General features: G+C 67.1%; 24 protein-coding genes and 1 riboswitch. Of the genes, 11 read left to right on the top strand and 13 right to left on the bottom strand.

Annotated features, from left to right (window positions below):
• Nucleotides 1–9: 9 nt before the first annotated feature.
• The 3 genes from rfbA to WFK36_RS19795 all read left to right on the top strand — a co-directional run bounded on the left by rfbA (nucleotide 10) and on the right by WFK36_RS19795 (nucleotide 2,631).
• The gene (gene rfbA / locus WFK36_RS19785; RefSeq protein ID WP_336793717.1) at nucleotides 10–885 is read left to right on the top strand and encodes a glucose-1-phosphate thymidylyltransferase RfbA; all 876 of its coding nucleotides are present in this window, start codon (nucleotides 10–12) and stop codon (nucleotides 883–885) included.
• 2 nt (nucleotides 886–887) lie between these two features.
• Entirely contained in the window at nucleotides 888–1,472 is a 585-nt protein-coding gene (locus tag WFK36_RS19790) for a dTDP-4-dehydrorhamnose 3,5-epimerase family protein (RefSeq protein WP_336793718.1), read from the top strand.
• A gap of 100 nt (nucleotides 1,473–1,572) precedes the next feature.
• Entirely contained in the window at nucleotides 1,573–2,631 is a 1,059-nt protein-coding gene (locus tag WFK36_RS19795) for a 2,3-butanediol dehydrogenase (RefSeq protein WP_336793719.1), read from the top strand.
• A 72-nt stretch (nucleotides 2,632–2,703) separates the two neighbouring features.
• Here WFK36_RS19795 and WFK36_RS19800 read toward each other — a convergent pair whose 3' ends face one another.
• From WFK36_RS19800 to WFK36_RS19820, 5 genes are all read right to left on the bottom strand, one after another.
• The gene (locus WFK36_RS19800; RefSeq protein ID WP_336793721.1) at nucleotides 2,704–4,062 is read right to left on the bottom strand and encodes a M1 family metallopeptidase; all 1,359 of its coding nucleotides are present in this window, start codon (nucleotides 4,060–4,062) and stop codon (nucleotides 2,704–2,706) included.
• Nucleotides 4,063–4,180: 118 nt separating this feature from the next.
• On the bottom strand, nucleotides 4,181–5,347 hold the full coding sequence (locus WFK36_RS19805) for an alpha/beta hydrolase family protein (RefSeq protein ID WP_336793722.1): 1,167 nt from the start codon (nucleotides 5,345–5,347) through the stop codon (nucleotides 4,181–4,183).
• 44 nt (nucleotides 5,348–5,391) lie between these two features.
• Nucleotides 5,392–6,228 carry a mycofactocin-coupled SDR family oxidoreductase gene (locus tag WFK36_RS19810; RefSeq protein WP_336793723.1) on the bottom strand — a complete coding sequence of 279 codons (837 nt, stop codon included), beginning with the start codon at nucleotides 6,226–6,228 and terminating at the stop codon, nucleotides 5,392–5,394.
• Between the two features lie 108 nt (nucleotides 6,229–6,336).
• Nucleotides 6,337–7,200, bottom strand: coding sequence for a helix-turn-helix domain-containing protein (locus WFK36_RS19815; protein WP_336793724.1), 864 nt, complete (start codon nucleotides 7,198–7,200; stop codon nucleotides 6,337–6,339).
• 5 nt (nucleotides 7,201–7,205) lie between these two features.
• On the bottom strand, nucleotides 7,206–11,126 hold the full coding sequence (locus tag WFK36_RS19820) for a Pls/PosA family non-ribosomal peptide synthetase (protein WP_336793725.1): 3,921 nt from the start codon (nucleotides 11,124–11,126) through the stop codon (nucleotides 7,206–7,208).
• Between the two features lie 200 nt (nucleotides 11,127–11,326).
• Between WFK36_RS19820 and fgd the strand changes: the two genes are divergently transcribed.
• Nucleotides 11,327–12,337: a glucose-6-phosphate dehydrogenase (coenzyme-F420) gene (gene fgd / locus WFK36_RS19825; protein ID WP_008381830.1), complete on the top strand. Its 1,011-nt coding sequence runs from the start codon at nucleotides 11,327–11,329 to the stop codon at nucleotides 12,335–12,337.
• A 357-nt stretch (nucleotides 12,338–12,694) separates the two neighbouring features.
• Here the strand turns inward: fgd and WFK36_RS19830 are convergent, their stop codons facing one another.
• Nucleotides 12,695–13,246: a hypothetical protein gene (locus tag WFK36_RS19830; protein WP_336793726.1), complete on the bottom strand. Its 552-nt coding sequence runs from the start codon at nucleotides 13,244–13,246 to the stop codon at nucleotides 12,695–12,697.
• Between the two features lie 204 nt (nucleotides 13,247–13,450).
• On the opposite strand from WFK36_RS19830, the gene WFK36_RS19835 reads away from it, so the two are divergent.
• The 5 genes from WFK36_RS19835 to WFK36_RS19855 all read left to right on the top strand — a co-directional run bounded on the left by WFK36_RS19835 (nucleotide 13,451) and on the right by WFK36_RS19855 (nucleotide 18,262).
• Nucleotides 13,451–14,515, top strand: coding sequence for a helix-turn-helix domain-containing protein (locus tag WFK36_RS19835; protein ID WP_336793727.1), 1,065 nt, complete (start codon nucleotides 13,451–13,453; stop codon nucleotides 14,513–14,515).
• Nucleotides 14,516–14,778: 263 nt separating this feature from the next.
• Nucleotides 14,779–15,534 carry an SDR family oxidoreductase gene (locus WFK36_RS19840; RefSeq protein ID WP_336793729.1) on the top strand — a complete coding sequence of 252 codons (756 nt, stop codon included), beginning with the start codon at nucleotides 14,779–14,781 and terminating at the stop codon, nucleotides 15,532–15,534.
• A 28-nt stretch (nucleotides 15,535–15,562) separates the two neighbouring features.
• Nucleotides 15,563–16,015, top strand: coding sequence for a MaoC family dehydratase (locus tag WFK36_RS19845; RefSeq protein WP_336793730.1), 453 nt, complete (start codon nucleotides 15,563–15,565; stop codon nucleotides 16,013–16,015).
• Nucleotides 16,015–17,037 carry a phosphotransferase family protein gene (locus WFK36_RS19850; RefSeq protein ID WP_336793732.1) on the top strand — a complete coding sequence of 341 codons (1,023 nt, stop codon included), beginning with the start codon at nucleotides 16,015–16,017 and terminating at the stop codon, nucleotides 17,035–17,037. The genes WFK36_RS19845 and WFK36_RS19850 overlap by 1 nt, the downstream gene beginning before the upstream one ends.
• 1 nt (nucleotide 17,038) lies before the next feature.
• Nucleotides 17,039–18,262, top strand: a complete 1,224-nt coding sequence (locus WFK36_RS19855) for an acyl-CoA dehydrogenase family protein (protein WP_336793733.1) — start codon at nucleotides 17,039–17,041, stop codon at nucleotides 18,260–18,262.
• Between the two features lie 279 nt (nucleotides 18,263–18,541).
• Here WFK36_RS19855 and thiD read toward each other — a convergent pair whose 3' ends face one another.
• Nucleotides 18,542–19,330: a bifunctional hydroxymethylpyrimidine kinase/phosphomethylpyrimidine kinase gene (gene thiD / locus WFK36_RS19860; protein ID WP_336793796.1), complete on the bottom strand. Its 789-nt coding sequence runs from the start codon at nucleotides 19,328–19,330 to the stop codon at nucleotides 18,542–18,544.
• A 47-nt stretch (nucleotides 19,331–19,377) separates the two neighbouring features.
• Complete coding sequence (thiC, locus tag WFK36_RS19865) at nucleotides 19,378–21,066, bottom strand: phosphomethylpyrimidine synthase ThiC (protein WP_336793734.1); 1,689 nt, start codon at nucleotides 21,064–21,066, stop codon at nucleotides 19,378–19,380.
• A riboswitch (TPP riboswitch) is annotated at nucleotides 21,060–21,171 on the bottom strand. (Overlaps the previous gene by 7 nt.)
• A 179-nt stretch (nucleotides 21,172–21,350) precedes the next feature.
• On the opposite strand from thiC, the gene WFK36_RS19870 reads away from it, so the two are divergent.
• Nucleotides 21,351–21,710: a GNAT family N-acetyltransferase gene (locus WFK36_RS19870; protein WP_008382316.1), complete on the top strand. Its 360-nt coding sequence runs from the start codon at nucleotides 21,351–21,353 to the stop codon at nucleotides 21,708–21,710.
• Nucleotides 21,711–21,752: 42 nt separating this feature from the next.
• Nucleotides 21,753–22,505 carry a siderophore-interacting protein gene (locus WFK36_RS19875; protein ID WP_336793736.1) on the top strand — a complete coding sequence of 251 codons (753 nt, stop codon included), beginning with the start codon at nucleotides 21,753–21,755 and terminating at the stop codon, nucleotides 22,503–22,505.
• 315 nt (nucleotides 22,506–22,820) lie between these two features.
• Here WFK36_RS19875 and WFK36_RS19880 read toward each other — a convergent pair whose 3' ends face one another.
• The 5 genes from WFK36_RS19880 to WFK36_RS19900 all read right to left on the bottom strand — a co-directional run bounded on the left by WFK36_RS19880 (nucleotide 22,821) and on the right by WFK36_RS19900 (nucleotide 25,922).
• Nucleotides 22,821–23,603, bottom strand: coding sequence for an exodeoxyribonuclease III (locus tag WFK36_RS19880; protein WP_008382261.1), 783 nt, complete (start codon nucleotides 23,601–23,603; stop codon nucleotides 22,821–22,823).
• Between the two features lie 5 nt (nucleotides 23,604–23,608).
• Nucleotides 23,609–24,073: a barstar family protein gene (locus WFK36_RS19885; RefSeq protein ID WP_336793737.1), complete on the bottom strand. Its 465-nt coding sequence runs from the start codon at nucleotides 24,071–24,073 to the stop codon at nucleotides 23,609–23,611.
• Entirely contained in the window at nucleotides 24,070–24,582 is a 513-nt protein-coding gene (locus WFK36_RS19890; RefSeq protein ID WP_336793739.1) for a guanyl-specific ribonuclease, read from the bottom strand. The genes WFK36_RS19885 and WFK36_RS19890 overlap by 4 nt, the downstream gene beginning before the upstream one ends.
• Nucleotides 24,583–24,656: 74 nt before the next feature.
• On the bottom strand, nucleotides 24,657–25,328 hold the full coding sequence (locus WFK36_RS19895; protein WP_336793741.1) for a GNAT family N-acetyltransferase, cg3035/Rv0428c family: 672 nt from the start codon (nucleotides 25,326–25,328) through the stop codon (nucleotides 24,657–24,659).
• Nucleotides 25,329–25,331: 3 nt separating this feature from the next.
• Entirely contained in the window at nucleotides 25,332–25,922 is a 591-nt protein-coding gene (locus WFK36_RS19900; RefSeq protein ID WP_008382265.1) for a peptide deformylase, read from the bottom strand.
• Nucleotides 25,923–26,122 lie beyond the last annotated feature (200 nt).

Genomic DNA, 26,122 nt, shown 5'->3' on the forward strand with positions numbered 1-26,122 from the left:
GGTTGGACCATGCGCGGAATCATCCTCGCCGGTGGCACCGGGTCGCGTCTGCACCCGATCACGCAGGGCGTCAGCAAGCAGCTCGTGCCGGTCTACGACAAGCCGATGATCTACTACCCGCTGTCGACCCTGATGCTCGCCGGGGTGCGCGACATCCTCGTCGTGACCACTCCGCACGACAGTGCGTCATTCCAGTACCTGCTCGGCGACGGATCGCAGTTCGGCGTGCGCATCACGTACACGGTGCAGCCCGAGCCGAAAGGCCTCGCGCAGGCGTTCGTCCTCGGTGCCGATCACATCGGCGACGACACGGCGGCACTGGTCCTCGGTGACAACATCTTCTACGGCCCCGGACTGGGCAGCCGCCTGCAGGGGTTCGGGGACGTCGACGGCGGAGCGATCTTCGCCTACCGCGTCGCCGATCCGACGGCGTACGGGGTCGTCGAGTTCGACGCCGACGGAACGGCGATCTCCCTGGAGGAGAAGCCGACCGAACCGAAGTCGCGGTACGCGGTGCCCGGCCTGTACTTCTACGACAACGACGTCGTCGACATCGCACGCGGTCTCGAGCCGTCGGCGCGCGGCGAGTACGAGATCACCGACGTCAACGCCGAGTACCTGCGGCGCGGCAAGCTGAACGTGACGGTCCTGCCGCGTGGGACGGCCTGGCTCGACACCGGCACCTTCGACTCCCTGCTCGACGCCGGGAATTTCGTCCGCACCGTCGAGGAACGACAGGGTCTGAAGATCGCCGTTCCCGAGGAGATCGCGTGGCGACTCGGCTACATCGACGACGCTCACCTGCGCGCCCGCGCCGAGGCACTCGTGAAATCGGGGTACGGCGCGTACCTGTACGACCTGCTCGACCGTGGACGGGAGCTGTAGACGTGAAAGTTCGCGAACTGTCGATCGCGGGTGCGTGGGAGTTCACGCCGGTCCTGCACGGTGACGACCGCGGGGTGTTCCTCGAGGCGTTCAAAGCTGACGTCCTTTCCGACCTGATCGGCCACCGTTTTGAACTCGCCCAGGTCAACACGTCGGTTTCGGCGGCGGGAGTGCTGCGCGGCATTCACTTCGCCGACGTCCCGCCGGGGCAGGCGAAGTACGTGACGTGCAGCGTCGGCGCCATCCTCGACGTGATCGTCGACATCCGCGTCGGCTCGCCCACCTTCGGACGGTGGGACGCCGTGCTGCTCGACGACGTCGACCGCAAGGCCGTGTACCTGTCAGAAGGGCTCGGTCACGGTTTCTGCTCGCTGGCCGACGGCTCCACGGTCACCTATCTGTGTTCCACCGGCTACAACCCGACCGCCGAACACGGGGTGAACCCACTCGATCCCGATCTGGGTATCGAGTGGCCGACGGTCGGCCGCGACGGCACCCCGCTCGAGTACGAACTCTCGGCGAAAGACGTCGCTGCGCCCTCTCTCGCTCAGGCCGCCCTCGACGGTCTGCTCCCCACTTTCCGCTGACTTCCCCGCGCGGTGACTGCTCAGTGGGACAGCGGGCGCCGCGCCGATCGCCCACCGGCCAGAATCCCCTCAACGGTCGTTCGACGAGGAGGTTCCCGCCATGAAGTCATTGTTGCTGTACGGAGCGCACGACGCGCGTGTCGTCGATGTCCCCGAACCGGAGCCGGGCCCCGGTCAGGTCAAGATCCGCGTCGAATGTGCAGGCATCTGCGGAAGTGACCTGTCGCTGTTCGAGTACTCGCCGATCCCGAGCGACTTCGTCCATCCGCTGCTCTGCACTCAGGGGCCGCACGCGTTGGGCCACGAGTTCGCTGGACGCGTCGTCGCCGTCGGTGACGGAGTCGACGACCTTCCGGCCGGCACGTTGGTCGCGATCCGTCCGAATGTGTTCGACGGGACGTGCGCGGCGTGTTCGAGGGGCGAGGTGAATCTCTGTGAGAATGGCGGGTTCATCGGCGTCTCCGGTGGCGGAGGTGGATTCAGCGAGTACGTCGTCGCCGGGCGTGATGCGGCGTATCCAGTTCCGGAAGAACTCGGCGCGGAGGTCGCCGCGATGATCGAGTCGACGGCGGTGGCGTGGCACGCGGTGAAGAAGTCCGCTGCGGCCGAAGGTTCGAGTGCGCTGGTGATCGGTGCGGGCCCCGTCGGGCTGGGGCTGGTGGCGTGCCTCAAAGCCCGCGGCGTCTCGACGATCCACGTCAGCGAACCGAGCGCGGCCCGTGGACGCCTCGCTGCCGACATGGGTGCGGTGGTGCACGATCCGACGGTCGACGACGTCGTCGCTCGGCTCAACGCCGACGGAGGCGTAGACGTGTCGTTCGACGCGTCTGGGGTGGGGCAGCCCACCTACGACACCGCTCTGCGGGCGTTGCGGCCAGGTGGAACCTCGGTGGTCGTGGCCATGTTCCACGACACGGTTCAGGTCAATCTGCAGGAGTACATGGTCTCGGAGAAGAAGCTGATCGGCTCTATGGCGTACACCGCTGACGATTTCGCCGAGGTCATCGATGCGGTCACCTCGGGAGTCCTCGATCCGCGGCCGCTCATCACCGGTCGGATCGCACTCGACGACGTCGTGTCGCAGGGACTCGAGCATCTTCTGGGCACCGGGCGAAACACCGAGGTCAAGGTTCTAGTCTCACCGGGTGACGTCGGCTGAGCATTCTCGTGCCGCAACGTCGGAGACGATTTCCGGTACTACGACGGAAAACGTCGCCAACGTTCACCGACGTCAGGCGTGCGGCCGGAGCGTCGGGAACGGCGGCAGTTCGACCGTGTACAGCCAGTCGCGCCAGATGTCACCGAGTGGAGCCGCGGTGAACGTCGACGCGAGTGCGACGAAGTCCTCTGTTGTCGCCGTGCGGTAGCGGTACTTGTCCGTCCACCGGTGCAACAGCGCGAAGAAGTCGCCGTCGCCGATGCGCAGGCGGAGCGCATGCAGAGTGATGGCGCCACGTTTGTACAGCCAATCGTCGAACATCTGCGCAGGTCCGGGGTCGGCAAGCGGTGTGGTGAACCGAGTCTGTCGCAGCTTCTCGTAGTAGTGACGGGCCCACTCGTCGGCCGAGCGACCCCCGCTGTGCTGACTCCAGAGCCACTCCGAGTAGCAGGCGAAACCCTCGTGCAGCCAGATGTCCTGCCAGCGCGCACACGTGACAGAGTTGCCGAACCACTGATGGGCGAGTTCGTGTGCGATGAGCCGCTCGTGGTCGAGGGTGCCGTCGCAGTGGTTGGCGCCGAAAGTCGAGAAGCTCTGGGCCTCCAGCGGGATGTCGAGTTCGTCGTCGGTCACGACGGCGGTGTACTGGGCGAACGGGTACGGCCCGAACATCTCGGTGAACGCGTCGACCATCTTCACCTGACGCGCAAAACTGACGTCGAAGTTCGACGAGAGGCGCTTCGGGAAAAGAGCGTGGACGGCGACGTCGCCCGCAGACAATTCACGCCGCTCGTACTGGCCGATCTGGATGGACGCGAGATACGTCGACATCGGTTCCACCTGGTCGTACACCCATGTCGTCATCGCGGCGCGGCGCTGCTTCGACACGAGTCGGCCGTTCGCGAGGGCGTAGTAAGGACTGTCGGTGGTGATCTCGATGTGGAACGGGGCCTTCGCCTCAGGATGGTCGTCGCACGGGAACCATGACGACGCGCCGTTCGGTTGGTTCGCGCACAGGGCCCCGTCGTCGAGTTCTTCCCATCCCACCGTGCCCCACTGACTGCGAATCGGTCGCGGGTTTCCGTTGTAGCGCACCACGACGGTCATCGCCCCGCCCGGCGGGATCGGTTCGCTCGGGGTCACCGACAGCTTCCCGGTGCGGTGCGAGAACCGGACGCGGGCGCCGTTGACCGTCACGCGATCGACGCGCAGCGATGTCGCGAGGTCGAACGTGAAACGGGTCAGGCGCTGGTACGACGTCGCGGTGATCGTCGCGACTCCGGCGAGGCGATTGCTCGACACTCGGTAGTCGAGCACCAGTGCGTAGCGCGAGATGCGGTACCCGAGGTTGCCGGTCCGCGGCAGGTACGGATCGAGTTCGTGGTGGCCGCCGGTCAGCGTCGGCTCCTGCGTGTTCCGTTTGCTCGGCACTACCTCTCCGTCTGTCGTTCGCGGTCGGCGTCAATGCTACCGGCGAGACGGACCGACGGCGCGGCGACCGGCCATGCCCGGCACTCGACCGAAGGAGTTCAAGACGCGAGCGGATCAGTCAGCAGGTACCGACCGGAGCCGAACCCTTGATCACCTGATCGCCGAACGTCTGCGCGTCCGTCACCGAGTCGGTGACGACTGCGCGGTGATCGGCGCCGTTGTAGATCCGATAGTCGACGGATGCCTTGCGACCGCACAGAGTCGACACCAGACCGTCCGTGCCCGCCTTGCCGACGAGTGTGTCGGCGGTGCCCTGAGCGATGAGCACCGGTACACGCGGTGTCGTGCGCGACGGATCCTGGCTGTTCAGATACGTGCTGAGCGCAGTGAACTCGGCACCCGGTCGAAACACCTTGGCGGGTGCGACCGCAGGCATGCCGCGCAGTTGGGTGAGGCATGAGGACGCTCGAGCCGCATCGACCATGGGCGCCATGTCGTCGGAGAAGATGGCCGACGGATTGACGGATGGGCGCGCGGCGTTCGCGCCCAGCACGATCAGCGGTAGGAACGATTCGGCGGCTTCCGCGCCCGGCTGCGCGGACCGAACGAAGTCGACGGTCTGGCTGAGGCCGACGCCGCCCGGTGCGAGGGCGATCGCGCCCTTGAGCTGCAGAGACGGCTGTCGTGCATCGCCTTGCTGTGCGGTGAACAGCGCGGCCTGTCCGCCTTGGCTGTGGCCTGCAACGATCCACTCCCTGCCGATTCGGCGGTCGACCGATTGCGCCGCTTTGACGATGTCCGCGACGGTGTTGGCCTCGCTCGTTCCGTTGATGTACGGGTGCCCGCCGGGAGTTCCGAGCCCTTCATAGTCCGTGGCCACGACGGCGTATCCGCGTGCGATCCAGGTGTCGAGGACGCCGGTCACCGGACCGAGATAGGCGTGGCTCGGTCCGGTCGCGGTGTCTCGCGACGGTGCGCACACATCGGCGTACCCGGTGGTTCCGTGCGCCCAGCTGATCGTCGGCCAGCCACCGCGTGGAGCCTTCCCGCGTGGGACGGCCACGATGCCGGACACGACGATCGGTTGTCCTTGCGCACCGGTCGAGGTGTAGGTGACGACTCGGGTGAATGCGGCGCTCGGGAGCGCCGCAGCGGTGGTCAGCGGCCGCTGCGTGAGCAGGCGGCCCGCGTCGCCGGGCGTCGCGTCGCCGACGGCAGGCAGGCACGTCGACGCCGAGGTGACGACGAACGCGGCTGCCGCAAATAGAGCGAGTCTCTTCATCATGGGAACTCCTGTGGGGGCTCGGGAGGGAGCTGACGCCCTAGTGGTCAGGAGGAGACGCGGGCGGCGGCGCCCGCGTCGATCGGCACCACGGTGCCGGTGATGTGCGAGGACAGCTCGTCGGCGAGGAAGAGGACCACGCGGGTCACCTCTTCGGGTTCGATGAACGGAACCGGCTGGGCGTGGAGCGAGGCGAACACTGGAGCGACGTCGTCGCGCGTGGGCGCCTCCAGATCGGGGCGCATCCTCTTGTAGAGCGGCTCGTTGTGGACCATCGGCGTCGAGATGTTGCCGGGAGCGATCACGTTGACGGTGACACCTGTACCGGCCAGTTCGAGTGCGGCGCTCTTGCTCAGGCCGATGACTCCCCACTTGCTGGCGCTGTAGGCGGCCATGCCGGGGGCGGCGGACCGGCCCATCATGGAGCTGACGGTGACGATCCGTCCGTAGCCGTTGGTCGCCATCACCGGGGCGACTGCCGCGACGGTGTTGAAGACGCCGGTCAGGTTGGTGCCGATCACTTCGTTCCACATGGCCTCGGTGAGCCCGGTGAGTCCTTCGGCGACCGAGACGCCGGCGTTGGCGATCGCGATGTCGATCCGTCCGAGTTCGTCGACTGCCCGGGCGACGGCGTCGTCCATCGCGGTCCGATCGGCGACGTCGGCGACGACTGTCAGGCATCGGCGACCGAGGTCGGTCACCGCCTTCGCGGTGTCGTCGAGTTCGGAGCGGGTGGCGAGTGGATACGCGACGGAGGCGCTGTCGGTGCACCGGTCGACGAGCACGATGTCTGCGCCTCGCTCGGCGAGCGCCAGCGCATGGGTTCGACCCTGCCCTCGCGCGCCGCCGGTGATGAAGGCTGTTCGGCCGGAGAAGCTGCTCATCGGATGCCATGCCCTTTCGTTGGTCGAATATTCGACCAATCCGGTAGAACTGGTGATGGGCGTCACGCTACGCCATTGCCTGAGCACAGGTCAACGGTTCGTCGAGATCTACAGATTCGGACGGCGCCCGTCGAGCAGAGACGTCACGGCGTCGGCTGTGTCGCGGACCCGTCGTCCACGTTCGGCGATGTCGGACGCGGCGAGATCGTCGTGCGCGTACAGAGACAGCATGAGCGACGGCGCGCCCGCGCCGTCGAAGCACAGCGCGGAGATCGCGCCGACGCGATGGACTGCGGACGGATCGGAGCGCAGAGCGGACTGAAGGAGCAGTCGCTGCTCTCGCATGGTCGCGAGAAGATCCCCGATCAGCTCCAGGACCTCCGGTGCCAGCGCACGGGAGTTCTCGCCGATGATCCGGTAGACGCGCTCGAGAGTCGGTGACAGGTTCTCGACGACGTACCCGGCCGATCGGTACTCGTCGGCCAGCAGCCGCAACTCCTCCGACTCCAGGGAATCGGACTGTCCGATGCCGAACAGTGACGCGGTCGGAAGCACGATCGGAAAGCTCTGCCCGACGCTTGTCAACGCGAGCATCCCTGCCGGGGTCGTCACCTCCACGACGAGGAAGTCGTCGCCGTCATGGGCGGCCGCGACCACCATCGATCCGAACGTGTCACTGAGTTCCTGCATGCGTTCGGCCACCGCGGGAGGCAGTGCGAACGCACGTTGTGCGGCCTGCCCCGCCGTCACCAGGGAGGGACCGAGACCGTAGGTCTTCGTGCCGGCGTCGAGTCTCAGGTACCCGGCGTCGCTCAGCTCGGTGAGGATCGCGAGGCACGTCGGCTTGCTGATACCGCAGACACGCGCGAGCTCGGAGAGTCCGAGCTTCTCACCCGGATGTCGTGTCAGTGCTTCGATCACGTCGATCACTCGACGAGTCGGCGGTGACGCACTGCGTGCGGAGGATCCCACGCGTATCAGCCTAGATGCAGGCGGTCCGGCACTACGGGGGTCCACGGTGCGATCGGGTTGCCCTGCCACGTGGTGTGGGCGGGGACCACGTCGCCGCGCATCACAAGCGACGCGGGGCCGACGGTCGCGGATTCGCCGACGCCCGACGCCGGGAGCGCGACGCAGTGTGGGCCGAGGGTGGCGCCTGCACCGAGTCGGACACTGTCGATCGCCATCACCCGATCGTGGAACAGGTGCGTCTGGACCACGCAGCCGCGCTGCACGTTCGAACCGTCGCCGAGTTCAACGAGGTCGGCTTCCGGCAGCCAGTACGACTCGCACCACACACCGCGACCGATCGTCGCGCCGAGCGAGCGGAGCCACAGGTTCAGCACCGGGGTCCCGGTGGCGGCGTTTGCGAACCACGGCGCTGCAACGGTCTCGACGAAGGCGTCTGACAACTCGTTGCGCCACACGAACGAACTCCACAGTGGATGCTCCGACGTGCGGATGGGGCCTACGACAGTCCATTTGGCGATGCAGGCGACGGCGCCTGCGACGGCGCCCGCCGCGAGCAGCACCAAACCGCTGACCAGCGCGGCGATCACCACGCCGCGCTTGTCTGCGGTGATCTGAAGTGCGAACAACACTGCGACGCCGATCGAGAACGACACCATGACGGCGACGAGACGCAGCGTCTCGACGATGCTGCGCGCCACCTTCACTCCGAATCCGGGAGCGAACGTGCGTGACGAGTCGGTCTCGGCCGCAGTGCGGCGCAGGCGGACCGGCGGGCTGCCGAGCCAACTCGAACCGCTCTTCGCCTTCTGCGGCGCCGCCGACAGCACCGCCACAAGACCGTTCTTGGGGACCTTGCGGTCGGGCGCGATCATGCCGGAGTTGCCGAGGAACGCGCGCTTGCCGACCTTGGCCTCGCCGATCCGCATCCAGCCACCGCCGAGTTCGTACGACGCGACGAGCGTGTCGTCGGCCAGGAACGAGTCGTCGCCGACCGTGGTGAACTTGGGGATCACGAGCGCGGTCGAGATCTCGGCGCCCTTGCCGATGGAGGCGCCGAGAGCACGGAACCACCACGGTGTCAGCAAGCTCGCGTACAGCGGGAACAGGTACGTGCGGGCGGCGTCCATCATGCGTTCGGTGATCCACACCTGCCAGCCCACGCGGGAGCGGACCGGGTGGACTCCGGCGGTCATGCCGATCGACGCGAGCCGCACGATGATCAGGGTGAGGATCGCGAACACCGCCATCGCGGCGAGCGCCCCTGCGGGAGCGAGCGCCAACATCCGCCAGGTCGCGGTGCGCAGTCGGTCGGCCGACAGCGCCCAGCTGCCCGCGACGGCCAGCCCCGCGGCGAGGGAGACCAGGGGGACGCCGGAGATGCCGAGCGCGGTGAGGCCGTACACGGCCACCCACCAGCGTCGTGGCTGCGGCCGTTCCTTCGGCCATTCCGACTTGGCTTTGCCGAGCTTCACCGCCGGGGAGCCGCCCCAGCGCTGACGAGATTTCACCTTGCCGACGACTGCGGAGCCGGGATCGACGATGGCGTCGCGTCCGACGACCGCGCCTGGAAGCAGCGTCGACCGGCTGCCGACAGTGGCGCCTGGCTTCACGATGATCTCTCCGATGTGGAGGACGTCGCCGTCGAGCCACCAGCCCGCGAGGTCGACTTCGGGCTCGATCGCCGCGCCGTCGCCGATGCGGAGGAGTCCGGTGACCGGAGGAAGGGAATGCAGGTCGACGCCCTCGCCGATCGTGGCGCCGAGCGCACGTGCCAGCGTCGACATCCACGGTGCGCCCGACAGGTTGTGGGCGCCGCTGGCGGCCATCAGACGTTCGGCGGTCCAGAGTCGGATGTGGACGCCGCCGCCACGCGGGTAGTCGCCGGGTCCGACACCTGCGAGGAGCAGGCGAGCGCCGACCGCGGCGATGATCATGCGACCGAGCGGCGTGACGAAGACGATGAATGCGGCGAGCAGCGCCCACCAGTTCACCGAGATCAGCCACGGTGCGTCGTAGCCGAGCGAGTCGGCGACGGCGCGGCCGATGTTGTTCGCGACGCCGAGCCACGTGACCCACTGCACGCCGGTGAGTGTGGCGAGCGGAATGGATGCGACTGTCTGCGCGAGGCCCGTCGACAGGGGGACGGGCTTCACCACTCGCGGTTCGACGGCCGCCGACGGGTCGAGCGCGTCGAGCATCTCCGCGAGCGAACCCAGGCGGGGGTGGTCGTAGAGGTCCGCGACGGTGATCTCCGGGTACCGACTGCGCAGCGCCGTCACCAGTTGGGCTGCCGACAGTGATCCGCCGCCTTCGGCGAAGAAGTCGGCCTTCGCGTTGCCGATGGTCACACCGAGGACGTTGGTCCACTGCTCGGCGAGCCAGCCTTCGGTGCCGGAGAGATCGGACGGGCCGTCGCCCGCGTCGGCGCCAGCGACGGGCCAGAGGAGTGCGTCGCGGTCGACCTTGCCCGACGTTCGGGTGGGCAGTTCGTCGAGCATGACGAGCCGCGGGACGAGAGCTGCGGGGAGTTCGTCGCGCAGACGGGCCTGTGCGGCGGCGACGTCGAAGTCGGAGTCGGTGGATGCGAGGTAGCCGACCAGAATCGACGATCCTGACCCGGTCTTGCGGACCGCGGCCGCTGCGCCGCTCACGCCGGGCAGATTCTGCAGCGCGTTGTCGACCTCGCCGAGCTCGATGCGCCGTCCGCCGATCTTCACCTGATCGTCCGCGCGGCCGACGAACAGGAGGCCGCGGCGGTCGAGCGTCACGATGTCGCCGCTGCGATACGCGCGTTCCCAACCGAGAACAGGTGCGGGGGCGTACTTCTCGGCGTCCTTCTCGGGATCGAGGTAGCGAGCCAGGCCGACGCCGCCGATCACCAGCTCGCCCGACTCGCCCTCGGCGACGGGCTCGCCGTTCGGGTCCACGACGGCCAGATCCCAGCCGATGAGCGGAAGTCCGATGCGGACCGGTTCGCCGCGTCGCAGCGGCGAAGCGCAGGCGACGACGGTCGCCTCGGTGGGCCCGTACGTGTTCCAGACCTCGCGGTCGTCGGTGGCGAGGCGGTCGGAGAGTTCGGGAGGACAGGCCTCACCGCCGAAGATCAGGAGCCGGACGGCTTCGACGGCCTCGGCGGGCCACATCGATGCGAGCGTCGGAACCGTCGAGACGACGTTGATGTCCCGCTTCACCAGCCACGGCCCGAGGTCCATGCCGGAGCGGACAAGGGCGCGGGGCGCGGGGACCAGGCATGCTCCGCTGCGCCACGCCAGCCACATCTCTTCACACGACGCGTCGAAGGCCACCGAGAGGCCGGCGAGTACTCGGTCGCCGGGGCCGAGCGGCTCGTCCTGAAGAAAGAGCGCGGCTTCGGCGTCGACGAATGCGGCGGCGTTCCGATGCGTCACCGCGACGCCCTTCGGCTTGCCGGTGGAGCCGGAGGTGAAGATGATCCACGCGTCGTCCGACTGCCTGGCAGGGGAGGTGCCGACAGGTGCGACAGGTCCATCGAGCGGAGCCGTCGCATCGCGGCCAGACTGCGGATGGACGCCGTCAGCGTCGAACAACGCGTCGATGTCGGCTTCGCCGAACACGAGGTTCGCGCGTTCGTCCGGATCGTCCGCGTCGACCGGCACATAGGCCGCACCGGCCCACAGGGTCGCGAGGATCGCGATGTAGAGGTCGCGGGATCCGGACGGCATGCGCACGCCGACTCGGTGACCGCGCCCGACGCCGATCGCGGCCAGCCTGCCGCTGACTCGACGGACCAGTGCGAGCAGTTCCGAGTAGGTGACGAGTTGATCCCCGTCGTCGATTGCGGGCGCGTCGGGATACGTGCGCGCGGTCTCGGCGAGGACATCGCAGAGAGTGCGTCCGGCCGGCGCTTGATCGCCGAGAAGGAACTCCGCTGGAATCGGCACGTGCATGTCCTCCGAGGATCGAAACTGAGTCGGGTGACGCTCACGAGTACCGCGTCGCAGTCATTTTGCCCCACCAAGGGCCGCTCCGCAGTGCAGGACGAATCCGCGGTCGTCGTATGGTGGATTCGAGTGTGACGGCCCACACGGAACGATGGTGGGCGGCCCGCGCGCGTACACGTCCTCGTCCTCCCTCTCGAAGGAGAAGCATGGCTTCGCTCAAGCTCGGCCTCAAGGCCTCAGCAGAACAGTTCGGTCCCCGCGATCTCGTGGAACTCGGTGTCGCAGCCGAGGAGTTCGGCCTCGACTCGGTGACGGTCAGCGACCACTTCCAGCCGTGGCGTCACAACGGCGGCCACGCACCGTTCTCGATCGCCTGGATGACCGCTGTCGGTGAGCGCACCGAGCGCATCCAGATGGGCACCTCGGTGATGACGCCGACGTTCCGCTACAACCCGGCCGTCGTCGCGCAGGCGTTCGCGACCATGGCCTGCCTGTACCCGGATCGCGTGATGCTCGGCGTCGGCACCGGCGAGGCCTTGAACGAGTACGCCACCGGTTTCCAAGGTGAATGGCCCGAGTTCAAGGAACGCTTCGCCCGCCTGCGCGAATCGGTCCGCCTCATGCGTGAGCTCTGGACCGGCGATCAGGTCGACTTCGAGGGCGACTACTACTCCACCAAGGGCGCCTACATGTACGACATCCCGGAGAAGCCGGTGCCCGTCTACATCGCCGCCGGGGGTCCCGTCGTCGCCCGCTATGCCGGCCGTGCAGGTGACGGATTCATCTGCACCTCCGGCAAGGGCATGGATCTCTACACGGAGAAGCTGATCCCGGCGGTCAAGGAAGGCGCGGCGAAGGCAGAACGCGACGTCGACACCATCGACAAGATGATCGAGATCAAGATCTCCTACGACCGCGACCCGGCCCGCGCGCTGGAGCAGACCCGCTTCTGGGCGCCGCTGTCGTTGACACCGGAGCAGAAGCACTCGGTGACCAGCTCGGTGGAGATGGAACGCCTCGCCGACGAACTGCCGATCGAGCAGGTCGCCAAGCGCTGGATCATCGCCTCCGACCCGCAAGACGCCGTCGCACAGATCAAGCAGTACATCGACGCGGGCCTGAACCACCTCGTCTTCCACAACCCCGGAGCCGACCAACGTCGCTTCCTCGAAGCATTCACCGAAGACGTCGTCCCGGAGCTCCGCAAGCTCGCCTGACTCGGCTTTCGCGGCGTTCCTCGACGAACGCGGCTTTCGTCGACGTAAACCGACGCTTCATCGACAAACGCGGCCTTCCTGAAGGCCGCGTTTGTCGTTGAGGGCCGCGGGGAGGTTGTGCGGTGTCGTTGTGGGTGGGTCTGGCGAAAAGATGCTTGGGACGACGGGAGGTGGCCGGTTCAGCGTGAATCGCCCAGTTCCCTCTGGTCATGGCGTCTTTGGGCGTCTCCCGAAGGGAGGGTGCTGTGCGGAGTGCCGTCGCGACCTTTACTGACAAACGCGGACTTCAGGAAGGCCGCGTTTGTCGACGAAGTGTCGATCTATGTCGAGGAGTGCAGCGTTGCCGCGTCCCTCTGCTCAGCTGCATTCCTCTGTGCCCGCGGCGTTGGTCCGGCACGTCACGGTCACCGGCGGCGGCGGATCGTCGGTGACGGTATCGGTCACGGTAGCGGTCCGGGTACGGGTCACGGTTTCCGTTTCGGTCTGCGTGCGCTCGGCGGTCTCGGTGGCGGTCTGAGTTGAGACGCGAGTCTTCGCGGTGCCCGAGGCGGTCTCGGTCTCGGTGGTGGTGGCGACGCTGGTCACGGTGCGGGTGGGCGCGGGGCTGCCGCTCTTCTGGCCGACGATGAAGAACCCGAGGATCACGATGGCCGCCGCCGCGCAGGCGACGGCGGTGATGATCTGCCAGCGACGTACGACGGTGTTGACCGCGTCCTTGTCTGCCGCGGCCGCCGCCGCGGTGGGACTGCCGTAGAGGTCGGTCGGGACCGGGCCGTAGGGCGTCTGGGCGTACTCGTTCGATTCGACGGGCGAATGCTGGTGGTCAGCGTTCTGGTACGGAGGAAGCGTGCTGTTCGGGTCGCCTGCCGCCGGGTCGTCGGACGACGGCGGGATAGGAGGCTGGGTCAACGGATGCTCCTCGAACGGGACTGTCCAGCCTGGGCCGGAATCGGGCGTTCGTACACAGTACCGCGAACCGCAATAGATCGATCGATCAAATTTCTTCTGGAAAGTCTGGTGAAAGCTTGCTCGTGGAAGTAACGTTCATCACGGCAACCGCCTCGGCTCCCTCCCAAGCCGACCTTGAAACCCCGATTTTTTGAGGTCATCTCTATGACAACCATGAATATGACGCGTCCCGCCCAGGCCACGGCGCGCCCCCACGCACGAAATCACGACGCGATGACGCTGGGCACCCAGCTCACTCCGCGCACTGTGGCCGCATGGGAAGCGCGACTCGGCATCGAGCGCCAGCGCATGTCCCGGCCGGACCGTTTCATCGGAAGCGCCGGTGTGGCGGAATGGAACGCCGACATCGAGGTCACCTCCCACGACCCCGAGCAGTTCCGCGCCGTTCGCTACTCGCGAGAGCTGTCGATGATGGGCACGTTCTGTGCTCTCCACTCGGCAGTCCGGATGGAACGCACGGCCGAGAGCATCAAGGTCAACCCCTCGGAGCTGCTGCTGGTGACGGTCACGTCGATGCGCGGAAAGTCGGTCGTCCGTCAGGCGGGCCAGGAGCATGCGTACGGTGCGGGCGACCTGCTGTTCGTCTCGACCTCCACCCAGTTCCAGCTGACGACGGCGGCCGTCTCCGACCCGTCGGTCCTGGTGATTCCCCTCTCGCTGCTCGGCAAGCACCGCTTCGTGGCGGAGCAGCCGCGTCGTCCGATCAACAGTCGGACCCCGCTGTCGCGCGCCGCCGCGGGCTTCGTCCGCCGCTTCGCCGCCGACACCGCGGCCTCCGACTTCCCTGCGCCTGCTGGAGACACCGAGCTCGCCGCGATCGACCTCGTGACCGCGGCGCTCGCCGAGCTCGCGTCGGACGATCGCTACGTCCTGCAGGATGACTCGCTGTTCAACCATCAGGCCGCACTCGACCTGATCGCCCGGCGTCACCGTGATCCCGACTTCACGCCGGACTCGATCGCCGCTGAGCTGCACCTGTCACGCCGGCAGCTGTACCGCCTGTTCGAGAACACTGAGAACTCGCTGGCGACTCGTATCGCGGACTCGCGTATCGAGACCGCACGCGAGATGCTCATCGCGAATCCGTGGCTGCCGATCGGCAACATCTCCGCCGCCTCCGGTTTCCGGTCGGTTGCGACGTTCCGAAACCGCTTCAAGGCGCGGCACGGCGTCGGCCCGGTCGAGTACCGCCAGCGCATCATGTCCTGACCCGACATCTCGGATCAGCAGAAGCCCCGCTCAGACGAACATCGTCTGAGCGGGGCTTTCTCGTCGGCGGAGTCGTGACGGAGGCCATCATCACGGAAGTGGTTGACGGGCATCACAGCGTGCGGCATAGTGGGCATCACCGTAACTAAGCGCTTGCTTAGCGAGTTGACGGTGAACAGGCGGTGCGTCTGCGGCGAAACGCCTGCGACGCGCCCACACCTGAGGCGACCATGGCAGCGGACCCACTCTTGACAGGAGAACTCATGACCACCCAGCGCGTAGCGATCGTCACCGGAGCAGCCCGCGGAATCGGGGCCGAAGTGGCTCGCCGCCTGTCGTCTGACGGCCACGCCGTCGCCGTCCTCGATCTCGACGAGGCCGCCTGCCAGAGCGTCGTCGACGGCATCACCGCCGCCGGTGGACGTGCGCTCGCCGTCGGTGCGGACGTCTCGGACGAAGGCGCCGTCAAGGCGGCCGTCGAGCGTGTCGCCGCGGAACTCGGCGCACCGACGATCCTCGTCAACAACGCCGGAATCATCCGCGACAACCTCATCTTCAAGATGACCCTCTCCGACTGGGACTCGGTCATGGCCGTGCATCTCCGCGGCGCGTTCCTCATGGCCCGCGAGGTGCAGACCTACCAGACCAAGGAGAAGTGGGGCCGCATCGTCAACCTGTCGTCGACGTCGGCGCTGGGCAACCGCGGCCAGGCCAACTACTCGGCGGCCAAGGCCGGCATGCAGGGCTTCACCAAGACCCTCGCTCTCGAACTCGGCCGCTTCGGTGTCACCGCCAATGCGATCGCCCCCGGATTCATCGCCACCGAGATGACCGCCGCCACCGCCGAGCGCATGGGCGTCACATTCGACGACTTCAAGACCGCCGCCGCTCGCGAGATCCCCGTCCAGCGTGTCGGTGAGCCCGCCGACATCGCCCACGCCGTCAGCTTCTACGCCAGCGAAGGCGCAGGCTTCGTCTCCGGCCAGGTCTTGTACGTCGCCGGCGGCCCGAAGGACTGAGCGGGTCCAGGGAGGAGCGGAGAAGACCATGAAGATTCTCAACGGCAAGGACGAACTCGTCGCGGCGGTCGGATCGCACCTGGGGTACTCCGACTGGGTCGAGGTGGATCAGGCGCGCATCGACATGTTCGCAGAGGCCACCGGTGATCACCAGTGGATCCACGTCGATCCAGAGAAGGCAGCCGAGGGTCCCTTCGGCACGACCATCGCGCACGGGTTCCTCACCCTGTCCCTGATCCCGATGCTCTCCTGGCAGGTGTACAAGGTCGAGGGCACCAAGATGGGCGTCAACTACGGCAGCAACAAGGTTCGCTTCCCGTCCCACGTCCCCGTCGGGTCCCGGCTGCGCGCAGGCGTCGAGATCGCCTCGGTCACCGAGACTCCCGCGGGCCACCAAGTGGTCGCGCGCGTGACCGTCGAGCGCGAGGGCGGCGACAAGCCCGTCTGCGTCGCCGAGACCGTCTCGGTCCTGGTGTTCTGATGTCGGGGGACGTCGACACTCCGGGCCTGGATCTGAAGGTCCTCGGCGCCTGGCTGCCGTCGCACGTCGACGGTGCGGGGAGCGACCTGTCGGCCACGCTCATAGCGGGCGGCAAGTCGAACCTCACGTATCGCATCTCGGACGGTGAGTCGACGTGGATTCTGCGTCGACCGCCGGTCGGAAGGCTGCTGGCGACCGCCCACGACATGGGTCGCGAGCATCGGATGATGTCGGCCCTCGCGCCGACGTCGGTGCCGGTCCCGCACATGCACGCGTTCTGCGATGACGTCGACGTGCTCGGCGCGCCGTTCTACGTGATGTCCGACGTGAACGGCGTCCCCTATCGCTCGCAACACGAGCTGCGAGCACTGGGCGAGGCCCGTACGAAGGCGATCTCCGAGCGACTCGTCGACACGCTCGTCGACCTCCATCACGTCGACCCTGCCGAGGTCGGACTCGCCGACGCGGGACGTCCGGAAGGCTTCCTCGGTCGCCAGGTGGAGCGGTGGCGCAAGCAGTTCGCCGCGGCGCACACTCGCGACCTGCCGACGATGGAGGCGCTTTACGCGCAGTTGGTCGAGCGTGTCCCGGCGGACGGCGCACCCGGGATCGTGCACGGCGACTACCGACTCGACAACGTGCTCGTCGACCCCGACGACCGGCCGGCCGCCGTCATCGACTGGGAACTCGCGACGATCGGCGACTCCCTGACCGACCTCGCATTGATGCTGGTCTACGGACGTTTCGCCGCCATCACCGAGGGTGCGGTCAGCGACGTCAACCAAGCTCCCGGATATCTCACGGAAGACGAGGTGATCGCCCGGTACGCAGCGGCGAGCCACCGTGATCTCGGAGATTTCGGCTTCTACCTCGCCCTCGCATGCTTCAAGCTCGCCGGCATCGTCGAGGGCATCTATTACCGGTTCGGCCAAGGGCAGACAGTCGGCGAAGGCTTCGCCGACGTCGGTGCGGGTGTGTTCCCGCTGCTCGACGCCGGGCTGGCCGCATTGAAGGAGAACTGAGATGGATTTCGGATTCGACGCGAAGACCGCCGAACTCGTCGAGGGCGTCACAGCGTTCATGGAATCGCACGTGTACCCGGCGGAGAAGGTGTTCCACAATCAGCTGGTCGCCGCGGGTGACGACCGGTGGGCGTGGGACTCCATGCCGATCCTGCAGGAACTGCGCGCCGAGGCCCGCAGCCGCGGGTACTGGAACTTCTTCCTGCCCGGAGAGGGCGGCGCGGGCCTGACGAATCTGCAATACGCACCGATCGCCGAGATCACCGGGCGCAGCGGGCATCTGGCGCCGGCAGTGTTCAACTGCTCGGCACCGGACACCGGCAACATGGAGGTGCTGAACGAGTTCGGCACCGACGCTCAGAAGGCCCAGTGGCTGGAGCCGCTGCTCGACGGTCAGATCCGGTCGGCGTTCGCCATGACCGAACCCGATGTCGCGAGCTCGGACGCCACCAACATCGGGTTGTCGATCGTGCGCGACGGCAATGAGTACGTCATCAACGGCCGCAAGTGGTGGATCACCGGCGCGATGAACCCCAACGCCAAGATCTTCGTGGTGATGGGCAAGACCGATCCCGACGCCCCGCGCCACGCGCAGCAGTCCCAGGTCCTCGTTCCGCGGGACACCCCCGGACTTGAAGTGGTCCGTCCGATGGAGGTGTTCGGCTACGACGATCACAGCCACGGCGGCCACGCCGAACTGCGGTTCACCGACGTCCGTGTCCCGGTGGAGAACATCATCGCCTCCGAAGGCGCGGGATTCGCGATCGCGCAGGCCCGTCTCGGACCCGGGCGCATCCATCACTGCATGCGTGCGATCGGCCTCGCCGAGCGTGCCATCGAGCTGATGTGCGACCGCGCGTCGAACCGTGTCGCGTTCGGTCGTCCGCTCGCCGAGCAGGGCGTGATCCGCGACTGGATCGCTGAGTCGCGAGTCCGCGTCGAGCAGTTGCGGTTGTTGGTCCTCAAGACCGCGTGGCTGATGGACACCGTCGGCAACAAGGGCGCGCACACCGAGATCCAGGCGATCAAGATCGCCACTCCGCGCACCGTCCAGTGGATCCTCGACAAGGCGATCCAGACGCACGGCGCAGGCGGTCTGTCGCAGGACTTCCCGCTCGCGGAGTCGTACGCGGCGATCCGCACCCTCCGCTTCGCCGACGGCCCGGACGAGGTCCACAAGAACTCCCTCGCCAAGAACGAGATCCGCCGCCAGCAGAACCGCTGACCGTCGTTCGCTTCGAGCGGCGACGAGCTTTCCTGCTTCTTGAGCAGCAACGAGCTTTCTCTGCTCCTTGAGCGATGCCGAGCCCTCTCTGCTCCTTGAGCGATGGCGAGCCCTCACTGCTCCTTGAGCGAGCTTGCGAGTCGAAAGGTCTGCAGGTCGGTGCCTTTCGACTCGCTCCGCTCGCTCAAGGAGCAGTGGTCGACCGTCACTCAAGGAGCGGTTGAGTTGCGTGCTCAAGGAGCGGTTGAGTCGCGTCTCAAGGAGCAGTGGGGCGCACGATCAGCGGACGCGCCAGAGGGGATTGACAGGGCCGTGGCCTGCGCCGAGCGGGTACGCGGACTCCAGACCGCGCGTCACCCAACGTTTGGCGAAGACGACGGCGTCTGGCATCGAGTATCCGTGGGCCAGCGCGCTGCAGATCGCGGCGGCGAGGGTGTCGCCGGCTCCGTGATCATGTGGTGTGTCGATGCGTGGTCCGTCGATCTCGATGTAGTCGGCGCCGTCGACCAACAGGTCGGGACTGCGGTCGCTGCCGCGGAGGTGACCGCCCTTGACGAGCGCCCATCGTGCGCCCCGATCACGGAGGGCTCGTGCGGCCGCTCGCTGTGAGTCGGCGTCGACGACGTCGATGCCGGTGATGAGCCGGACCTCGTCGAGATTCGGTGTGACGATGTCGGCCAGCGGGAACATGCGGCCGACCAACGTGTCGAGGGCATCTGTCGCGAGCAGAGGGTCGCCGTGCATCGACGCGCACACCGGGTCGACCACCAGCGGCACCCCTCCGCCGCCGATGCCGACCTCGGTGCACGCGTCGGCGATCGCCGAGATGATCTCGGCCGTCGCCAGCATCCCCGTCTTCACGGCACTCACCCCGATGTCGGACGTGACCGTCCGGATCTGGGCGGCCACCACCTCGGGGTCGATCGTCTGCACACCGCTGACCCCGAGACTGTTCTGGACGGTCACCGCGGTCACGGCGACACAGCCGTGGAGCCCGAGGAGCGCAAACGTCCGGAGGTCGGCCTGGATTCCGGCTCCTCCGCCGGAGTCGGACCCGGCGATCGTCATGACGCGCGTCGGCGTGACGCCGGGGGCAGCGGTGGGCAGCAGATCAGTCACGGTGCGGCGACCTCTTCCTTTGCAACCCCCTCATTGGAGACCTCGGTCAGCGGCAGGTACACCTGATTGCCGGCGACCGCGAACTCCTCCGACTTCGCGGCCATCTCCTGAGCGATCTTCCGATCGATGTCGTCCGCGGTGACGAGGTTGTTCTCCTCGGCGTACGTGCGGACGTCGGCCGAGATCCGCATCGAGCAGAACTTCGGTCCGCACATCGAGCAGAAATGCGCGGTCTTCGCCGGCTCGGCGGGCATCGTCTCGTCGTGGTACTCGCGAGCCGTGTCGGGATCGAGCGCGAGGTTGAACTGATCGGTCCAGCGGAACTCGAAACGCGCCTTCGAGAGGGCGTCGTCCCGTTCCTGCGCCCTGGGATGCGCCTTCGCCAGATCGGCGGCGTGGGCGGCGATCTTGTACGTGATGACGCCGACCTTCACGTCGTCCCTGTTCGGCAGCCCGAGGTGCTCCTTCGGCGTGACGTAGCAGAGCATCGCGGTGCCGGCCTGCGCGATCATCGCCGCGCCGATCGCCGACGTGATGTGGTCGTATGCGGGAGCAATGTCGGTGGCGAGCGGTCCGAGCGTGTAGAATGGTGCCTCCTCACACCACTCCTCCTCCAGGCGGACGTTCTCGGCGATCTTGTGCATCGGGACGTGGCCGGGGCCCTCGATCATCACCTGGACACCGTGACTCTTGGCGATCTTCGTCAGCTCGCCGAGCGTGCGCAGCTCGGCGAACTGCGCCTCATCGTTGGCGTCTGCGATCGAGCCGGGGCGCAGACCGTCGCCCAGCGAGAACGTGATGTCGTAGCGCGCGAGGATCTCGCACAGCTCGTCGAAGTGGGTGTACAGGAACGACTCGGTGTGGTGCGCCAGGCACCACGCCGCCATAATCGACCCGCCACGCGAGACGATGCCCGTGACCCGCTTCGCGGTCAGCGGCACGTAGCGCAGGAGGACACCCGCGTGCACGGTCATGTAGTCGACGCCCTGCTCGGCCTGCTCGATGACGGTGTCGCGGTAGATCTCCCAGGTGAGCTTGGTTGGATCGCCGTTGACCTTCTCCAGGGCCTGGTAGATCGGCACGGTGCCGACGGGGACGGGGGAGTTCCGCATGATCCACTCGCGGGTCACGTGGATGTCCTTGCCCGTCGAGAGGTCCATGATGGTGTCTGCGCCCCACCGGGTGGCCCACACCATCTTCTCGACTTCCTCCGCGATCGACGACGTGACCGCTGAGTTGCCGATGTTGGCGTTGACCTTCACCGCGAAGGCCTTGCCGATGATCATCGGTTCGCATTCGGGATGCTTGTGGTTCGCCGGGATCACGGCCCGGCCGATCGCGACCTCGCTGCGCACCAGTTCGACGTCGACTCCCTCACGGGCGGCGATGTAGCGCATCTCCGGGGTGATCACTCCCGCCCGAGCCCATGCGAGCTGCGTTGCGACGCCGTCGACGGGCGTCGGCCTGGACCAGGTGTCGCGGGTCTTCTCGAGACCGGATTCGACGTCGATCACGGCGCTCGAATCGGTGTACGGACCCGAGGTGTCGTACAGGTCGAGGTGCTCGCCGTTCGTCAGGTGGACACGTCGCTGCGGAACGCGCAGTTCGTCGACGTGCAGGTACTCCTTGGTGCTGCCCTGGATCGGGCCTGTGGTGACGCTGTCTGCAGACACAGGTGTGCCCATGACTTCTCCTCCCTACGCCGGCATTACCCGGACAGGTTCGAGCGGTCGACGACCGCCAGTCGCCATCTCAGCCCTCGGATCGTGAGAGCCCCCGCGTGTGTAATTGTGTGTGCTCGCCGTCGTTCGCCGGAGCGATGAGGGGCACGATGGTCAGCGTACGTCATGGCGTTCGGCGGCGGGTAGGGCCCGGGCCGACGCTGAAACGTGATGCAGATGTGACTGATGTGACTTGCGACACATGGTTACGCGACCGTAAGGTTGTGACTGCCATCACAGGAGGTGTCATGCATCTGAGGAACCGTCTCGGGAACCATCGCCATCACCCGCCGCATCGTTCGGCGCGGTCGTTGCTCCAGCAGATTTCGGAAGTCGTCCACAACCCCGACCGTGAGCGGTTCGAGCTCTGGGTGGCGGGCGATCTGGTCGGCGTCCTCGGCTATCGCATCGACACCACGGAGCAGACGGTCACCATCCTGCACACCGTTCTGTACGACGAGTACTCCGGACATGGCCTGGCCACCCGTCTCACCGGCAACGCCATGGAGTACATGCGTGACCAGGGTCTGCGCGTGCGGCCGTTGTGCACGTTCACCAAGCGGTACGTCGATGAGCATCCCGGCGTAGTCGCCCTCGCTCCCGTCTGAGGAGTCGGTTAGGCTCACCTCATCTACGAGAGGTTGGCCGGTATGAGTGAGAAGAAGCAGCCGTCGCGCGGTTGGCAGGGTGCGATCATGAAGGCATTCCGCGCGGACGACTTCGTTTTGACGGTGACCGGCGTTGAGCAGGTCACCGAGCATTATGTGAGGCTCGGATTCGCAGGCGGGGGTCTGCTCGCCGCGATCCCCGTGCATCCGACCATGTGGGTGCGCGGATGGTTTCCGTCCGACGACGCCCTCCATCAGCGCGGATACACTCTCGTCGACCCGGACCCGGAAACGGACACCTTCCATCTCGAGTTCACTCTGCACGACGGCCCGGCCGCTCGGTGGGCGCAGAAGGCGAAGGTCGGCGACCGACTGTCCGTCTCCGTGATGGGCAGCAAGTTCGACATGCCCGACCCTGCGCCCACACGATGGCTGATCGCCGGCGACACCGCGTCGCTCGCCGCCATCAACTCATTGCTCGACGCATTCACCGGTACCGGGACCGATGTGGCCGCGACGATCTGGTTCGAGCACGCCCACGACGACGACCGTGACCTTCCGCTGCGCATCCGTCCGCAGGACACCGTCCACTGGATCCGCCGCGAGCGTGACGGCCTTGGGCTCGTTGAGGCGGTCAAGGCCGCGGCGTTCGACGCATCAGGCGCGCACGCCTGGGTGGCCCTCGACGCCGCGAGCACCCGCGCTGTCACCGCGGCGTTCCGCTCGGACTTCAAGCTCGGGCGCGGCGGCGTGAAGTCGCGTGCCTACTGGCGCGTCGGGAAGCCGTTCGCCTGAGCGCTCCCACTGCTCCGCGAAGATTCCGTGAGTACTGCTCCCTGAGCGAGTCTCGCTCCTCCTGACTCGTTGAGCGGGCTTCGCTCCTACTGCTCCTTGAGCGAGCTTCGCTCCCGACTGCTCCTTGAGCGAGCTTGCGAGTCGAAAGGTCTGCAGGTCAACACCTTTCGACTCGCTCCGCTCGCTCAAGGAGCAGTGGGGAGTGAGCTGCTCAAGGAGCAGTGGGGAGTGAGCTGCTCAAGCGACAGGGGGAAGGGGCAGTGGGGAGTGAGCTGCTCAAGGAGTTAATGGGAGCGGGCCCGCTCAATGGGGCAGTCAGGAGAGGTCGAGGACGAGGGGTGCGTGGTCGCTCGCACCCTTGGCGGCGCGGGCGGCAGTGTCGATGAACGCGTCGTGCACACGATCGTTCAACGCCGGAGAGCACAGGGCGAAGTCGATGCGCATGCCCTCGTTCTTCTGGTGCCTTCCCGCGGTGTAGTCCCAGAAGGTGTACGTGTCCGGGCCCGGCGTGAACGGCGCCGCGCTGTCCGCGTATCCGGCGTCGACGAACGCGCGGAAGGCGGCACGCTCGGCGTCCGACGTGTGCGTGCGTTCGGCGAAGTAGTCGACGTCCCAGACGTCATCGTCCGTCGGCGCCACGTTCCAGTCGCCTGCGAGCGCGATCTGCGCGGCCGGGTCGTGAGTCAGTTCCAGCTGCATCACTCCTGCGAGAGTGTCGAGCCATTCGAGCTTGTATGCGAGATGGGGGTCGCCCGGCGCCCGTCCATTGGGGACGTACAGGCTCCACACGCGGACACCGCCGCACATCGCCGACATCGCGCGGGCCTCGCGGACGCCGTCGTACTCTGGCTGACCGTCGAATCCGAGATGTACATCCTGCAGACCGACGCGGGATGCGATGGCGACGCCGTTGTATCCACCGGTGCCGTGGAACGCCACGTCGTAGCCGTGGGCGATGAAACTCATCACCGGGAACTGGTCATCGGAGCACTTCGTCTCCTGGATGGCGAGCACGTCCACGGCGTGCCTGGTCATCCACGCGACGACGTCCTCCGACCGGGCGCGGATCGAGTTCACATTCCAAGTGGCCAGGCGCATGCCGTTCAGTCTCTCCCAGTGACGGTCGCGACGGAAACCCCTGTCCCGGACCACCTGTCGCGGACGGTGCCGGGATCGTCGGAGACGAGCAGGATCGCGAACGACCGTCCGTGGGCACGATGATGGTCGTGCCAGAACTCGACCGATTCGGCGAACCAATCGAGGGAGTCGGTCTGGGCGCCCAGCAGGCGGTCCGCGTCGCCGACAACGGTCAGGTAACCGGTGGAGACAGTGCCTTCGGCGGTACGCAGATCGGTCGGGAGATCGCGCATGCAGTCATCGAGGGCGTCTCGGTTGAAACCGAAGTGATCCGGGAAGTCCCAGGCCAGCGCGAAGGCATCGAGCACCTCGTCGACAGTGGTCATCTCGGTGGCGTTCACTCGTCGAGCGATCACGCCGGTGCCGTAGAGCGACGGCACAGTTGTCGCGAGGCCTACGACGCCGGTGCGGACGAACTCGTCGATGCTCATGTGGACGGGCCTCGGATCTTGGTGAACGTCTCGTAGTGATCGAGCGTGTAATACGCCGAGCCGTCGCTGCCGGTCACGATGCGTTCGGCGTCGCGGCCACGGCCACGCTGCTTCGGATTCACATCCCACTCGCGATAGGTGATCCGCTTGCCCTTCAACGTCTTCGACGGCAGGCGTCGCTCGTTGTTGCGGAACACGTCGCCGCCGTGCGTGCCGGGAGCATTCGCCGCTGCGGGCCAGTCGCCTGCATCGACGTACTGCAGGGTCTGCTGCACGCGTGCGGGGGTGTCCGACGGTCCCGGCTTCTCAGTACGCGAGCGGTCGGCCGGACTGGTCTTACTTCCGTCGACGATGCTCATGGACGACGATGCGGGAGTCGCCTCGTCGGTAGAGCTCCGGCCGTCGATCCACCAGGTCAGCGCTACGACGGCGAGGAGGACCAGCACGCCGAGGGCGGACGCGGCCATGCGGCGACGTGAGTGTTCGGGGGCGTCTGCGGGGGAGGACATCACCGTCCACGGTAGCGGCTCGCCCGGCTCCGGCCGCATCGGGCGGCACCAACCCAGTCGGTCCGGCAGGCCGATCACAGAGCGTGGATGCGTCCTGTGTGGTGGAGCGCCAGCCCAGCGCGTCGAGCAGCGTCTCGTGCAGTCCGATCGTCGGTGGTGAGGGTCGTCGCCCATCGGCCGGGGGAGAACTCGACGGCGTCGACCGTCGGCGTCACATCGGTGACGAGCACTTCGACGTCGAGTCCGGCGTCGAGTACGGGGATCGATCCGGTTCGCACCAGTCGATCAGGCAGAAGGGCGCGAGGATGCAGGTCGCGGTCGGCGTACCAGGACCGGATGTCCGGCAGCGCGGCCGACGACGCGGTGAAGCCGACCGGAACGGCCAGGTCGCCGCGGAGTCCGACTCCACCTGCGTGCAGCAACCACCCGTCGATCTCGGCGTGGTCGCCTCCCGCCGCAGTGCACAACGCACGCTCGACGTCGCGAATCTCCGAGTTCCGGACCACCCTGCGCGACAGGGTGCGCACCGCGGTGATCGCCGTGCGCGGGATCGTGTGCTCCACGTCGTCGCGGCGGACGACAAAACGGTCGGCGTCGGTGGCGACGAGCACACCGGTCACGTCCGACAATGTCGGACTGTGTGGCAGAGCCGGATTCGGAGCGTTCCGCCAATCGGCGGGCGCGTCGCGCGCGAGCCGGTAGCGCACGACAACACGGTCGCCGACCACCGGATCGGGAGTGCTCACGACTCAGTCGTCGTGGCCGAACGGATCGCGGACCTCGCCCGGGGTCCACGTGAGCCCGGGCACACCCCAGCCGTTGCGCTTGATCGCCTTCTTCGCGGCGCGCGCGTTGCGTCCGACGAGCACATCGACGTACAGGTAGCCGTCGAGGTGGCCGGTTTCGTGCTGCAGCATGCGTGCGAAGAAGCCGTTGCCCTCGATCTCGACACGCTCACCGGCGCGGTCGGTGCCCACGACCTTCGCCCAGTCGGCGCGACCGGTCGGGAACCCTTCGCCCGGAACCGACAGGCAGCCCTCGTCGTTGTCGTCGGGATCGGGCATCGTCTCCGGGATCTCCGACGTCTCGAGCACCGGGTTGATCACCTCGCCGCGGCGTCGCACGCCGCCGTCGGGGCAGTCGTAGACGAACATGCGCAGGTCACGGCCCACCTGATTGGCGGCGAGGCCGACACCGTTCGCCGCGTCCATGGTCTCGTACATGTCGTCGAGCAGGGTGATGATCTCCGCTGACGGGACGCCCTTGTCGTCGAGCTCGACGGGAGTCGTCGGCGCGTGCAGAACCGGTTCGCCGACGATGCAGATCGGAAGAATTGCCATGGCTGAACACTTTACCGGCGTAACCGGTCGTCGTCGCCGGTGCGTGTCGTCGTGAGGTGACGCGTTGTCAGTGGTTAGACTCATCGGCGAAACCACACGCGTGTGATTCCTCCTCGAGCCTGGTGGCTCGGGCGGGCGGGGACTTTGCGCGAGCGGAAGCACTTTCGGCAGTGGACACTCGGCGACATGCTTTTCGACGG

Origin of the sequence: Gordonia malaquae (assembly GCF_037148075.1) — a bacterium.
Lineage (GTDB): Bacteria > Actinomycetota > Actinomycetes > Mycobacteriales > Mycobacteriaceae > Gordonia > Gordonia malaquae.